We start from the raw sequence: 13,552 nt of genomic DNA, 5'->3' as shown, positions 1-13,552 counted from the left end.
CACCGGACGCGGAAGGGGTACGCCGTCGGAGGACGGCGTACCCCTTCGTCAGCGTTCATGCCTGGGCGAGGGCCACCCCGAACCAGTTCCGCGGATCGGTCCACCAGTGCCGTAGTGTGAGACCGGCCGCGGCCAGCTCGGCGGCCAGTCCCTCCTGGCGGAACTTCGCCGAGACCTCGGTACGCAGCTCCTCCCCCGCCGCGAACCCGACCGTCAGGTCCAGGTCCCGGATGCGGGCGGACTGAGCGGCCCGGGACCGCAGGCGCATCTCGATCCACTCGCGGTCCGGGTCCCAGAGCGCGACATGCTCGAAGGCGTCCGGGTCGAAGTCGCCGCCCAGCTCCCGGTTGATCACCCGGAGCACGTTGCGGTTGAAGTCGGCCGTCACCCCGGCCGCGTCGTCGTACGCCGGGACCAGCACCGCCGGGTCCTTGACCAGGTCGGCGCCGAGCAGCAGCCACTCACCGTCCTGCAGCACCGCGCGCAGCCCGGCCAGGAATCCGGCCCGCTCGGCCGGCTCCAGGTTGCCGAGGGTGCCGCCGAGGAACGCGACCACCCGGTTGTCACCCTCCGGCAGGTACGACAGGTGCTCGACGAAGTCGCCGACGACCCCGCTGACGGTCAGTCCCGGATAGGTGTGGTTCAGCGCGGTGACGGCACCCGCCAGCGCGGCCTCCGAGACGTCGAGCGGCACGAACGACCCGAGCGTGCCGTGCCCGAGCATGGCGTCGAGCAGCAGCCGGGTCTTCTCCGACGAGCCGGAACCCAGCTCGACAAGCGTCTTCGCCTCGGTGATCCGGGCGATGTCCGGCGCGCGCCGGGTGAGGATGGCCCGCTCGGTACGGGTCGGGTAGTACTCCGGCAGGCGGGTGATCTCCTCGAACAGCTCGCTGCCCCGGGCGTCGTAGAAGTACTTGGGCGGCAGCTGTTTCGGCGCGGCGGTCAGACCGGCACGCACGTCGGTCCGCAGCGACCGGGCCAGATCCCGGTCGTCGATCAGCTTGATCACGAAATCTCCTCGATGAGAAGCGCGGAGGCGGTGGCGACGACCAGGCGGCCGTCCGGTACCGACCGCCAGGACGGATCGGCGTCGAGCGGTTCGGAGGCGATGAGCACCGAGTCGCGCCGGGAGCGGACCGACAGCGAGTGGCCGAGAGTGGTCGCGACCAGCTGGGTTCCGTCGGTGAGCAGCAGGTTGAGCCGGGATCCGGGTGCGCTGGCGGCGACCTCGCCGGCCACGGTGGCGACGGCCTTCGCCGCGGGCTCACCGGCGCGCAGCCTCGCGCGTACCAATGCCCATAAGGCCGCCGAGTCGGTGGGCGCGTCCAGCGTGAGCAGATCCTCCACCGGGATCTCGCCGGCCAGGCCGGCGATCGTGCCCGGCCAGCCACGCACCACGCCGTTGTGGCTGAACAGCCACCGGCCGTCCGCGAACGGTGCCGCCGCGGTCTCCACCACCGGCAGGCCGACCGTCGCCGAGCGCACCGCGGCGAGCAGCGCGCCCGCCGACGTCGCGCCCGCGAGCGCGGGCAGCGACGCGTCGGTCCAGATCGGCATCGCGCTGCGGTACCGCACCGGCGCCTCGGCGCCGGGCGGATACCAGCCGACGCCGAAGCCGTCGGCGTTGATGGTGCCTCCGCCGCGCATGTCGCGCGGCGCCCAGGCCTGCTTCACCAGCGCGTGCGGTGGGTCCAGCAGCAGATCTGATAGGGGTACGGGTGAGCCGAGGTAACCGAGGTGGCGGCACACTAGGCGACGTCCTTGGCGCAGCGGAAGCCGCTGAAGATCTGCCGCCGGATCGGGTGGTCCCAGTTGCGGAAGGTGCCCCGGCAGGCGGCCCGGTCGGTGCCGAACGAGCCGCCGCGCAGCACCCGGTAGTCGCCGCCGAAGAACACCTCGGAGTACTCCCGGTACGGGAACGCGGCGAACCCCGGATAGGCCTCGAACCCGGACGAGACCCACTCCCAGACGTCACCGATCAGCTGGTGCACGCCGAGCGGGGAGGCGCCGCCCGGGTAGGCGCCCACCGGCGCCGGCGCCAGATGCCGCTGTCCCAGGTTGGCGTGTTCGGGACCGGGCGGGTCGTCACCCCAGGGGAAGCGGCGTGACCGCCCGGTCGCCGGATCCCAGCGGGCCGCCTTCTCCCACTCGGCCTCGGTGGGCAGCCGCTTGCCGGCCCACGCCGCGTACGCCTCCGCCTCGAACCAGCAGACGTGCACCACCGGCTCGTCGCCCCGCACCGGCTCGACCCGGCCGAACCGCCGGTACAGCCAGCCGCCGGGATCCCGGATCCAGTGCAGCGGTGCTTGAAGACCCGCGTTGTTCCGGTGCTCCCACCCGCGCGGGCTCCACCAGCGCGGGTCGTCGTAGCCGCCGGCGTCGATGAAGGCCAGGTACTGCGCGTTGGTGACCGGCGCGGCGTCGATCCGGAACGCCGGGACGTCGACGGTGTGCGCGGGCCGCTCGTTGTCCAGCGCCCACGGGTCGGTGTCCGTACCCATCACGAATCGGCCGCCGGGGATGAGCACCTCCCCGGTCACCGGGGCCGCCGAGGGTGGCGGCGCGGGCGCGGTCAGCACCGGTGAGCCGGCCCGCAACTGGTGGGTGGACAGCATGGTCTCGTCGTGCTGCTGCTCGTGCTGCACGATCATGCCGAACGCGAAACCGTTGTCGACCAGGCGCCGATCCGGTTCGAAGCGCACCCGGTCCAGCACGTCCAGGGCCTTCTGGCGGACCTGGGCGACATAGGCCCGGGCCTGCCCGGGATCCAGCAGCGGCAGGGCCGGGCGGTCCCGGCGGGCGTGTTTGAAGGCGTCGTACAGCTCGTCGATGTCCTGGCGTACCGGGTCGCGGCCGCCCACGTCCCGGACCAGCCAGAGTTCCTCCTGGTTGCCGACGTGCGCCAGGTCCCAGACCAGCGGGGACATCAGCGGTGAGTGCTGGCGGATCAGATCGGTGTCGTCGACGGCGTCGGTGAGCAGCGCTGTCCGGGCCCGGGTGCGTTCCAGTTCGGCGGCGATGGTGAGCCGCAGGTCCTGGGTCATGTGCGGGGTCCCTCCTCAGGCGGTTTTCATCAGCCGGCCGGAGACGGCGGCGTGCAGGCGACGGGAGACGACGTCGGCGACGGTGTCGCGGACGGCGTGTGGCAGGCCGGTGGCGGCCAGATTGCGGCAGGCCAGATCGGCCAGGCCGGCGGCCGCGGTACGCACGGCGGGGTCGGCCAGCCCGTGCCGGGCGGCGGGATGCCACCGGTCGGCGGCCCCGGCGGCGAGCCCTCGCGCCCGGTCGGTGACCGCCTCGTCAGCGAGCAGGGCGGTCAGCACCGCGACCGGAGCGATCCACTGCCCGGCCGGCTGGGTGTCCAGGTAGCGGACCTCGAGGTAGCCCCGCGGCCGTACCGGCGGGAAGAGGGTGTTCAGGTGGTAGTCCAGGTCGGTCAGGGTGGGTGGGCGCTCGACCGGCTCGGCGGCCCTCGGCTTGCCGCGCAGCCGGGCACCGATCCGGCGTGCGCTGATCCGGCCCGGACCGGTCCAGCGGCGTTCGATGCCACCGGTCTCGATCCAGTCGGCGAACGTGGTCCCGGGTGGGGCGTCCCACCGGTCGCCGTCGCGGCGGACGCAGAGCAGCGGGGCGTCCAGCGCGTACCGGGCCCAGGTCTCGGCCGGGTCGCCGGTGAGCGGCACCGGCGCGGTGCGGCGCGGGTCGATGCCGTACCAGGCGGCCATCCGCGCGGACGCCCAGCCGGTGTCCCGGCCGGCGCGGAACCGGGAGTTGGCGAAGAGGGCGATCAGCGCCGGACCCCACTCGTGCAGGGCGGCCCACCGGTCCGGCGTACCGCCGTCGAGGCAGACCTGGAGTCCGGCCGTGGCACCCATCATGGTGCGCCCGGCATCGTCGAAGGCGCGCTCCATGGCGGCGTAGCGGGGAGTGTCGAGAATTCGCCGGGGCGCCCGGTACGGGTCGAGCCCGCGCTCACCGAGGACGATCCCAGAGCGGGCCAGCAGCTCGGCGAGGGTGTCGCGGTCGGCGGTGACGACGGCGTGCAGGGCGGTCAGCGAGTCCGCCGGGGCCGAGGAGATCTCGACCTGGCCGCCCGGTTCGACGGTGACCGTGCCTCCGGCGGGCAGTGGCACGGGGTGCGGGTTGCCGAGCGAGCGGGGTGCGTGCTCACCCAGCGCGGTGGCCAGCTGATCAGTACGCAGGTACGCGGACGGGTCGGCGGCGGGGTGCGTGGTCCATTCCAGTTCGGCGCCGATCCGCCGGGGCGGGCCGGTCTTGAAACAAATGCCGGAGATGTGTTCGATCGCTTCGCTGGTCCGTCTGAGGACCCGGTCGGCCGAACCCATGTTCCCCCTCACGGTGACTCAAGGTGATAATTCAACCTCGATGCGTGCGGTCCAGTGAGGACCATACCGGCATCCGGGTAAATCCGCTTCCCCGCCCGGGTGAACGGAGATCGCAAAGTTCCGGAACCGGGGTGGGGTGCCGGAACCGGTTCCGTACTGGAAGACTCCGAACCGTTCGTGTTCATCGCCACCGGAGGCAACACATGCCCGCAGACTTCCCGTACCAGGACTCCTCGCGCCCCACGACGGAGCGCGTGGAGGATCTGCTGGGCCGCATGACCTTGCCCGAGAAGGTCGGGCAGATGCTCCAGCTCGACGCCCGCCAGGACCTCGGCGAGATCGTCCTGGAGAAGCTGGCCGGTTCCATCCTGCACACCTCCCCGGCCAAGCTGGTCGAGGCCGCTGAGCTGGTCGCACGCACCCGGCTGCGGATCCCGCTGATCACCGCGGAGGACTGCATCCACGGCCACGGCTTCTGGCCCGGTGCCACGGTCTTCCCCACCCAGCTCGCGATGGCCGCCACCTGGGACCCCGAGCTGGTCGAGAAAGTGGCGCGGATCACGGCGATCGAGGCCGCCGCCACCGGCATCCACTGGACCTTCTCCCCGGTCCTCTGCATCGCTCGCGACCTGCGCTGGGGCCGGGTGGACGAAACTTTCGGCGAGGACCCGTACCTGATCGGCGAACTGGGCGCCGCGATGATCCGCGGCTACCAGGGCGGCGGGCTCACCGACCCGACCGCGATCCTGGCGACCGCCAAGCACTTCGCCGGGTACTCGGAGACCCAGGGCGGCCGGGACGCGAGCGAGGCCGACATCAGCCGGCGCAAGCTGCGCTCCTGGTTCCTGCCGCCGTTCGAGCGGGCCGCCCAGGAAGGCTGCGCGGTCTTCATGCTCGGCTACCAGTCGATGGACGGCGTGCCGATCACCGCCAACAAGTGGCTGCTCAACGACGTGCTCAAGGACGAGTGGGGCTTCACCGGCACGCTCGTCACCGACTGGGACAACGTCGGCCGGATGGTCTGGGAGCAGAAGGTCTGCGCCGACTACGCCGAGGCGGCCGCGGCCGCCGTGAAGGCCGGCAACGATGTGGTCATGGTCACACCCGCCTTCTTCGAAGGCGCCCAGGAGGCGATCCGGCGCGGGCTGCTGACCGAGAACGACATCGACGCCGCGGTACGCCGGATCCTGCGCCTCAAGTTCGAGCTGGGCCTCTTCGAGAACCCGCGTACCCCGGACGCCGAGCGGCAGCGGGCGGTGATCGGCGCCCCGGCGCACACCGAGCTCAACCTCGAGGTGGCCCGCCGGTCGCTGGTCCTGCTGCGCAACGACGGCGTACTCCCCCTGCCGTCCGGCGGATCCCGGCGGATCGCGGTGCTCGGGCCCAACGCCCACGACGTGTCGGCGCAGCTCGGCGACTGGGCCGGCAACTCCGGCCAGGTGGACTGGATGCCCGACGGCCACCCCCGCGAGCTGACCTCCACCGTGCTGGACGGGCTCCTGAAAGCCGTGCCCGCGGACTGGGAGGTCGTCCACGAGCCGGGAGCGGAGATCGTCCGGCTGGTGCCGGACCCGGACGGCGAGACGTTCCCGGACGGGCAGCCGCGACCCGCCATCGCGCAGCCGATCCCGGCCTCCCCGCTGCGTCTCACCGCTGCCACGGCCGCCGCCGAGCAGGCCGACTACGCGGTCGTGGTGGTCGGGGACACGGTCGACCTCACCGGCGAGGGCAAGTCCACCGCCACCCTGGAACTCCAGGGCGGCCAGATCGCCCTGCTCGACGCGGTCGCCGCCACCGGCACCCCGATGATCGTCGTGCTGATCGACTCGAAGCCGCACGTGCTGCCGCCGTCGGCGCTCGAGGCGTCCGCGATCATCCAGGCGTTCAACCCGGGCATGCGCGGCGGGCAGGCGATCGCCGAGCTGCTCCTCGGCCTGATCGAGCCGACCGGCCGGATGCCCATCTCGGCCGCCCGGCACGCCGGCCAGCAGCCGATCTACTACAACCAGCTGCGTGGCCAGCACGGCACCCGGTACGCCGACCTCACCCAGGATCCGCTCTTCGCCTTCGGTGAGGGGCTCAGCTACACGACGGTGGTCTACGACGGTCTGACCATCGGCGAACCCGACGTTCCGGCCGACGGTGTGGTGCGGGCGACGGTGCGGCTCACCAACACCGGAACGCGACCCGCGCTGGAGACCGTGCAGGTGTACGTCAGCGACCTGGTGACCAGCGTGACCTGGGCGGCCCGGGAGTTGAAGGCGTACCGGCAGGTCAGCGTGCCGGCGGGAGAGAGCGTCACGGTCGAGCTGGAGGTGCCGGCGAGCGTGTGCACGCTTGTCGACGCCGACGGCCGGCGGGTCGTCGAGGCGGGCGACTTCGAGCTGCTCGTCGGCCCGGACTCCCGCCCGTCGTCCCTGCACTCCGCGAAGTTCCGGATCAGCTGAGATTCAGGCGGCTCCCGCGCCTGCCGAGATTCAGGTGGCTTCCGCTGCGCCCGGAAGCCACCTGCCATTTCCCGGCGGCCGCGCTGCGGACGGGAGCGGGCGCGGACGTCGCGCGGGAGCGGCGGGACTCGGCGATTACTCGTACCCCGAATGGGTCAAGGTCTCGGAATGCTGGCGAAAGCGGACCTCTTGAACCAGCCGGGCATCGCCCGGCGCAGTTTCTCCGGGCCGGTGAAGCGCAGCTCGCCGGCCCGGAGCGCGGCGTCCCAGGTGCGCTTGCCGAGCCAGACGTCGGTGAGGCCGCGCAGATCGGCGGTGACCAGCAGGTCCACCTCGTGCCCGGGATCGACGTCGCAGAGATCGACGTCGTCCGGCCGGATCACCAGCCACCAGTCCCGCAGCTTGGGCGGCGCGGCCGGGAAGCTGAAGTGCAGCACCGTCCGCCGGCGCGGCACCGCGCTGTGATCGATCTCCCGGTGCATGTCCCAGAGCAGCAGTTTCGGGTCCAGATCGCGGTCGCCCAGCTCGGGGATCCACCGGGTGCCCCAAACACCGAGCGCCATCACGATCGACTCCAGCTCCTTGCCGGCCGGGGTCAGCGTGTACTCCACCTCGGCGCCGAACTGCTGCCGCTCGATCAGGCCGGCCGCGGTCAGCTGGTGCAGGCGGCGGGAGAGCAGTGTCGGCGACATCCGCGGCAGGCCGCGGCGCAGGTCGTTGAAGCGCCGGCTGCCGGAGAGCAGCTCCCGGATCACCAGCACGGTCCAGCGTTCGTCCAGCAGCTCCATCGCCTTCGCGACCGGGCAGAACTGCCCGTAAGACGCGCCCATGCAGCGACGATATGCCCGGCGCGATCAATGCGCGACGTCCGATTGCGGACAGTGGCGGTACACATCATGTACTAGGCCGGATCGGCGCCGAATCTCTAGCGTCGAAGGCATGACCAACCCTGTGAAAGCCAAGCACCGCGCGATGTGGGCGTCGGGTGACTATCCGGCCCTCGCCAGCGAGATCGTCGCCCCACTCGGGCCGGTCCTCGTCGAGGCGGCCGGCATCGGCCCGGGCAAGACCGTTCTCGACGTCGGCGCCGGCACCGGCAACGCCTCCATTCCCGCCGCGCGGGCCGGAGCCACCGTCACGGCGAGTGACCTCACCCCGGAGCTCCTGGCCGTCGGCGAGCGGCACGCGGCCTCCCTGGACGCCAAGCTGACCTGGCGGGAGGCGGACGCCGAATCGCTACCGTTCGAGACCGCCGAGTTCGACACCGTGATCTCCTGCATCGGCGTCATGTTCGCACCGAACCACGAGGCCGCCGCCGGTGAACTGCTGCGGGTCTGCCGGCCCGGCGGGACCATCGGGCTGATCAACTGGACGCCGGAAGGGTTCATCGGGCAGATGTTCGCGACGATGAAGCCGTACGCCCCGCCGCCCCCGCCGGGTGCGCAGCCGCCGCCGCGCTGGGGCGACCCCGCCCACCTGGCCGGCCTGTTCGGTGGTGGCGTCGAGGACGTGACCGTGGAACGCCGCAGCCTGCGGGTCGATCTGTTCGACCGTCCCGAGGCGTTCCGGGACTACTTCAAGAGCCGGTACGGGCCGACCATCGCGGTCTACAAGAACATCGCCGACGATCCGTCCCAGGTGGCCGCACTGGACTCCGAGCTGGTCGCGCTGGCCCGCCGATTCGACCAGGGCGGCGCCGTCATGGACTGGGAGTACCTGCTGTACACCGCCCGGCGTGCGGGCTGACACCTTCCGGCGGCGGCCGTCAGCGTTGCCGGGCGGCCGCCACCGGCCGGAGGGTGAAGCCCAGCTTGCGGTAGGTGGCGATGGCCGCGGTGTTCCAGTAGTCCGCGAGCAGGGCCACCCGCTCCCGCCCCACCAGCTGGTCGTCCGCGACGAACCCGCACAACTCCGCCGCCAGGCCCCGGCCGCGGGCGTCCGGGCGGGTGGTCACTCCGGCCAGGAAGCCGATCTCGTCGGTGGACCAGGCCTCCGCGGCGACCGCGATCAGCCGTCCACCGTCGTCCCTGATGCCCGCCCAGCGCCGCACGTCGGTGTCGCCGGGTTTCGCGTAGGAGTCCGGAAACGATTCCTCGATGAGCTCGCTCACCTCGGGCCAGGCGTCCTCCGGCAGCCAGGCCGGCTTGTGGTCCCCCGGCGCGCGGGAACCGACCGGCTCGGTGGTCTCCATCCACGCGAACCGGGCGCTGACCTCCAGCTCCGTGACCCGCTCGACCACCGCGGCGACCAGCTGCTCCGCACCGAACGGCCGGAAGTCGCCGGTCACCTCGGGCAGCACCTCGCGGACCAGTAGCGCAAGCGCGTCCGGGTCGCCGTCCATCACGAGCCGGTCCCAGTGCGACAGATCGGGGCAGGCCACGATCACCGCGTCCGGGCGGCGCCAGACGCGGGCATCCCGGGCGGCGACCGCCCAGCGAATCAGGGGATCCCGTTCGGTCATGACGCCATGCTGCCGCATCGAAGCTGTCCGGCCCGATGCCAGGGTGACGGTTCGTTGACCGAATCTGACATCCTCGGGCCGGTGCCGAAGCTTCCCTCCCCGCGCGCCGTCCTCAACCGGCTGGTCACGGTGGGCGCGCTGAGCGCGACCCTCGTGGTCAGCGCCATCGCCGGCGCGGATCATTGGGTACGCGTGACCGCGGAAGACCACGTCCACGACCTGGGGTCCGTCCCACCCGCCCCGGTCGCGCTGGTCCTCGGCGCCCAGGTCCTGCCGGGCGGCCAGCCCTCGGCGTTCCTGGCCGCGCGACTGGAGACCGCCCGTCAGCTCTACCGGGCCGGCAAGGTGAAGGCGATCCTGGTCTCCGGCGACCACGCCGACTGGGACTACGACGAGCCGGGCGCGATGCTGGTCTGGCTCGTCGCCCGGGGCGTACCGGCGAGTCAGGTGATCCTGGACCACGCCGGGTTCGACACGTACGACTCCTGCTCACGCGCTCACCGGATCTTCGGGGTGAACCGGGCCATCGTGGTCACCCAGGACTTCCACCTCCAGCGCGCCGTGGCCCTCTGCCGGACACTCGGCGTCGACGCCACCGGGGTGGGCGACGACTCGGTACGCGTCTACCGCCCGCAATGGCTGCGCGGCGAGGTCCGCGAGCACGGCGCCGCCCTCAAGGCCGCTCTCGACGTGCTCTCCCAGCGCGACCCGGTCTTCCTGGGCCGCCGCGAGACCGGGGTGGACGCCGCGGTCAGCGACAGCTGACCTCTCCGGCCGGCGCCCGCGAATCTCGATCACAGCTCGTCCCCTCGGGCGCGGTCCGCGGATCGCCTACGGCAGGAAGCGGGGCAGCACCGCCGCGGCCTCGGCGGCCGGTCCGTGCCACGCAACATAGCCGTCCGGCCGGATCAGCCTCGCCTCGCCGGAGTCCGCCTCCGGCGCCGCCACGCGCAGGCGGTCCGCATGTCCCGGAACGGGGGAACCGGTGATCAGCACGTATTTGCCCTCGCGCAGCGCCTCGTAAAGGCGCTCGCCGCCCCGCAGGGCCACGTCCTCCGCGCGCGGCGCGCCCGGATAGGAGATGCCGACGCCGGAGATGACGCCGGTCGCGCGCCGGACCACCGGCGGCAGCCTCAGCAGCACGGAGCCCGCGGTGTTGCGGGCCCACCGGCCCACCGTGGACCGGACCATGGCCATCCGGATCAGCGCGCCGCTGCTGCGCAGGACCAGCTCGCCGACCGGGTGGCGCTCCGCCTGGTAGGTGTCCAGCAGCCCGTCCGGCGCCCAGCCCCGCACCGCGGCGGCGAGTTTCCAGGAGAGGTTCGCCGCGTCCTGCAGCCCGGTGTTCATGCCCTGGCCACCGGCCGGTGAGTGCACGTGTGCCGCGTCCCCGGCGAGGAAGACCCGTCCCACCCGGTAGCGCGGCGCCTGCCGCTCGTCGCTGTGGAACCGGGACAGCCAGCGCGCCTCGCCGAGCCCGAAGTCGGTGCCGTGCACCCGGTCGAGCACCGCGCGGATCTCGTCGAGCGTTACCGGGGTCTGATCGGTGACCTGACGGCGGCGGTCCCAGGCGAAGACCCGGTACCACCCGTCGCCGAACGGGGCGACCATCGCGAACGCGTCACCGATCGCGTTGACCGCCAGCACGTCCTCCGGCGGCCGCGCCAGGCGCACGTCGGCCAGCATGATCGAGGTGAGCACGGCACGGCCCGGGAACGGCAGCCCGAGTGCGGAGCGGACGACGCTGTGCACGCCGTCGGTGCCCACCACGTAGTCGGCGGTGGCCGTGTCCTCGCCGAACTCGAGCGTCACCCGGGAGTCGTCCTGGCGCAGGCCGGTGAGGCGCGCGCCGCGCACGATCCGAGCGCCGGCCTTGACCGCCCGCTCCTCCAGGGACCGCTCCACGTGGTACTGCGGCGTGATCAACAGGAACGGGAAGCGGGACGGCAGCCGGGACAGGTCGAGCCGGATGCGGTCGAAGAGCCGGAGCCGGTCGATCCGGACACCGGTGGTGAGGATCTCGTCGGCGAGCCCGCGGGCGTCGAGGAGCTCCAGCGTGCGGGCGTGCACGCCGAACGCCCGGGTGAGGTTGGACGTGTCGCTGCGACGTTCGTAGAGGGTCACCGGAACTCCGGCGAGGGCCAGGTCCCCGGCGAGCAGCAGGCCGGTCGGTCCGGCTCCGACGATGGCGACGGTGGTGTGCATGACGCTTCTCCGATCAGTTTGCCAACACTTGTTGGCAACGGTAGGCGCTCTCACGAGATCGAGTCAACACTTGTTGGCAAACACTTGTTGGCATAGCCTGAGGGCATGACCGCACCACGACGCTCCGACGCCACCCGGGCCGCGATCCTGACCGCCGCGCGGGAGCGGTTCGCCGCCGACGGGTTCGAGCGGGCCACCATCCGCGCGATCGCCGCCGACGCGCGCATCGACCCGTCGATGGTCATGCGCTACTACGGCAACAAGGAGCGGCTGTTCGCCGCGGCGGCCGAGTTCGACCTGCGCATGCCCGACCTGACCGGCGCACCGGCCGACCAGCTGGGCACCCTCCTGGTCAGCCACTTCATCAGCCGCTGGGAGGGTGACGAGACACTGCTCGCCCTGCTGCGCGCCGCGGTCACCCAGGAGGCCGCGGCCGAGCGGATGCGCGGCCTCTTCGCCGCCCAGGTCGGCCCGCTCGCCGCCCGGGTGGCACCGGACCCGGCGGAGGCACCCACCCGGGCCGGCATGATCGCCACACAGATGCTCGGCTTCGCGCTCTGCCGGTTCGTGCTGCGCCTGCCGCCGGTCGTCGCGCTGGACCGGGAGACGGCGATCGCCTGGCTGGCGCCGACCGTCCAGCGCTACCTCACCGGCACGATCTGAATATCGATGGCCATGGACATCTCGTCCGGGGTGGACGAGAGTGTCTCCCATGGCCAGAAGGCGTACCTTCCTGTCCGTGACCGCTGCCGCCGCGGCCGCAGCACCGCTGGTCGGCTCCTCGCCGGCCGCACAGGCGGCCGGCCCGCGCAAGCACCCGCCGGACGCCGACCTGCGCAGGATCCTCCGCGAGATCGACGCGGACCGGATCGAGGCGATCGTGCGGAAGCTGGCCTCCTTCGGCACCCGGCACACCCTCTCCTCGCAGACCGACCCGGCACGCGGCATCGGCGCCGCACGGGACTGGATCCACCAGCAGCTCCAGGAGTACGCGTCCGCCTCCGCGGGCCGGATGACCGTCGAGCTCCAGTCGTTCGTCCAGCCCGTCTCGCCGCGGATCCCGGTGCCCACCACGATCACCAACGTGATCGCCACCCTGCGCGGCAGCACCTCGCCGGAGCGGATCTACGTGGTGACCGGCCACTACGACTCCCGCGCCTCCGACGTGCTGGACGCGGTGAGTGACGCGCCCGGCGCCGACGACGACGCGTCCGGCGTCGCGGTGATCATGGAGCTGGCCCGGGTGCTCGCCACCCGCTCCCCCGCCGCCACCCTGGTCTTCGCCGCGGTCGCCGGCGAGGAACAGGGCCTCTACGGCTCCGACCACATGGCCCAGCGGTACAAGGACGCCAACGCCGACATCCAGGCGATGTTCAGCAACGACATCGTCGGCACCGGCAACCCCGGCGACGGCACCAGACCCGACCCGCGCACCGTACGGCTCTTCGTCGAGGGCGTACCCACCGCGGAGACCGCCGCGCAGGCCAACGTGCGGCGCAGCGTCGGCGGCGAGAACGACGGCCCCTCCCGCCAGCTCGGCCGGTTCGTCGAGGACGTCGCGGAGAACCCGCAGACCGGCATGAACGTCCGGCCGATCTGGCGCCGCGACCGCTACCTGCGCGGCAGCGACCACATCTCGTTCCTGTTGCGCGGCTACCCGGCGGCCCGCTTCACCGAGCCCCGGGAGAACTTCGCCCACGAACACCAGGACGTCCGCGTCGAGAACGGCATCCAGTACGGGGACCTGGTCGAATTCTGCGACTTCGACTACATCGCACGCGTCGCCAGGGTGAATGCCGCCACTCTCTGGTCTTTGGCCCAGGCACCCGGCACCCCGCGCGGCGTCGTCATCGACACCACGCAGCTCACCAACGAGACCACCCTGCGCTGGCAGGCCGGCACCGAAGCGGACCTGGCGGGCTACGAGGTGGTCTGGCGCGAGACCACCGCTCCCGACTGGGAGCACGTGATCCCGGTCGGCAACGTCACCTCCGTGACCGTCGACATCTCCAAGGACAACGTCTTCTTCGGTGTCCGGGCGGTCGGCCGGTCCGGCCTTCGCAGCCCCGCTGCCGCACCCCAACCCGGCTGAC

At 72.2% G+C, this 13,552-nt stretch carries 12 protein-coding genes; 5 read left to right on the top strand and 7 right to left on the bottom strand.

Annotated features, from left to right (window positions below; translation table 11 throughout):
- Nucleotides 1-55: 55 nt before the first annotated feature.
- The 4 genes from egtD to I4J89_RS32960 are packed head-to-tail and all read right to left on the bottom strand — an operon-like array spanning nt 56 to nt 4,346.
- Complete coding sequence (gene egtD / locus I4J89_RS32975) at nt 56-1,009, bottom strand: L-histidine N(alpha)-methyltransferase (RefSeq protein WP_196418047.1); 954 nt, start codon at nt 1,007-1,009, stop codon at nt 56-58.
- Nucleotides 1,006-1,749 carry an ergothioneine biosynthesis protein EgtC gene (gene egtC / locus I4J89_RS32970; RefSeq protein WP_196418046.1) on the bottom strand — a complete coding sequence of 248 codons (744 nt, stop codon included), beginning with the start codon at nt 1,747-1,749 and terminating at the stop codon, nt 1,006-1,008. Before egtC ends, egtD begins: the two co-directional genes overlap by 4 nt.
- On the bottom strand, nt 1,749-3,044 hold the full coding sequence (egtB, locus tag I4J89_RS32965) for an ergothioneine biosynthesis protein EgtB (RefSeq protein WP_196418045.1): 1,296 nt from the start codon (nt 3,042-3,044) through the stop codon (nt 1,749-1,751). The genes egtC and egtB overlap by 1 nt, the downstream gene beginning before the upstream one ends.
- A 15-nt stretch (nt 3,045-3,059) precedes the next feature.
- Complete coding sequence (locus tag I4J89_RS32960) at nt 3,060-4,346, bottom strand: glutamate-cysteine ligase family protein (protein ID WP_196418044.1); 1,287 nt, start codon at nt 4,344-4,346, stop codon at nt 3,060-3,062.
- Nucleotides 4,347-4,549: 203 nt separating this feature from the next.
- Between I4J89_RS32960 and I4J89_RS32955 the strand changes: the two genes are divergently transcribed.
- Complete coding sequence (locus I4J89_RS32955) at nt 4,550-6,793, top strand: exo-beta-d-1,3/1,6-glucosidase (RefSeq protein ID WP_196418043.1); 2,244 nt, start codon at nt 4,550-4,552, stop codon at nt 6,791-6,793.
- Between the two features lie 155 nt (nt 6,794-6,948).
- Here I4J89_RS32955 and I4J89_RS32950 read toward each other — a convergent pair whose 3' ends face one another.
- On the bottom strand, nt 6,949-7,623 hold the full coding sequence (locus tag I4J89_RS32950) for a winged helix-turn-helix transcriptional regulator (protein ID WP_196418042.1): 675 nt from the start codon (nt 7,621-7,623) through the stop codon (nt 6,949-6,951).
- 109 nt (nt 7,624-7,732) lie between these two features.
- Here I4J89_RS32950 and I4J89_RS32945 point away from each other — a divergent pair, with 109 nt between their 5' ends.
- Nucleotides 7,733-8,539: a class I SAM-dependent methyltransferase gene (locus I4J89_RS32945; RefSeq protein ID WP_196418041.1), complete on the top strand. Its 807-nt coding sequence runs from the start codon at nt 7,733-7,735 to the stop codon at nt 8,537-8,539.
- A gap of 19 nt (nt 8,540-8,558) precedes the next feature.
- Here I4J89_RS32945 and I4J89_RS32940 read toward each other — a convergent pair whose 3' ends face one another.
- Nucleotides 8,559-9,254, bottom strand: a complete 696-nt coding sequence (locus I4J89_RS32940) for a GNAT family N-acetyltransferase (protein ID WP_230859992.1) — start codon at nt 9,252-9,254, stop codon at nt 8,559-8,561.
- Between the two features lie 54 nt (nt 9,255-9,308).
- Here I4J89_RS32940 and I4J89_RS32935 point away from each other — a divergent pair, with 54 nt between their 5' ends.
- Nucleotides 9,309-10,019, top strand: a complete 711-nt coding sequence (locus tag I4J89_RS32935) for a SanA/YdcF family protein (protein ID WP_230859991.1) — start codon at nt 9,309-9,311, stop codon at nt 10,017-10,019.
- A 66-nt stretch (nt 10,020-10,085) separates the two neighbouring features.
- Here the strand turns inward: I4J89_RS32935 and I4J89_RS32930 are convergent, their stop codons facing one another.
- Nucleotides 10,086-11,459 carry an FAD-dependent monooxygenase gene (locus I4J89_RS32930; RefSeq protein WP_196418038.1) on the bottom strand — a complete coding sequence of 458 codons (1,374 nt, stop codon included), beginning with the start codon at nt 11,457-11,459 and terminating at the stop codon, nt 10,086-10,088.
- Between the two features lie 105 nt (nt 11,460-11,564).
- On the opposite strand from I4J89_RS32930, the gene I4J89_RS32925 reads away from it, so the two are divergent.
- Nucleotides 11,565-12,122, top strand: coding sequence for a TetR/AcrR family transcriptional regulator (locus tag I4J89_RS32925; RefSeq protein ID WP_196418037.1), 558 nt, complete (start codon nt 11,565-11,567; stop codon nt 12,120-12,122).
- Between the two features lie 49 nt (nt 12,123-12,171).
- Nucleotides 12,172-13,551, top strand: coding sequence for a M20/M25/M40 family metallo-hydrolase (locus I4J89_RS32920; protein ID WP_196418036.1), 1,380 nt, complete (start codon nt 12,172-12,174; stop codon nt 13,549-13,551).
- Nucleotide 13,552: the final 1 nt, after the last annotated feature.

Source organism: Actinoplanes aureus (assembly GCF_015704865.1).
Taxonomy (GTDB): Bacteria; Actinomycetota; Actinomycetes; order Mycobacteriales; family Micromonosporaceae; genus Actinoplanes; species Actinoplanes aureus.
This window is presented reverse-complemented; position numbering and strand designations above follow the sequence as displayed.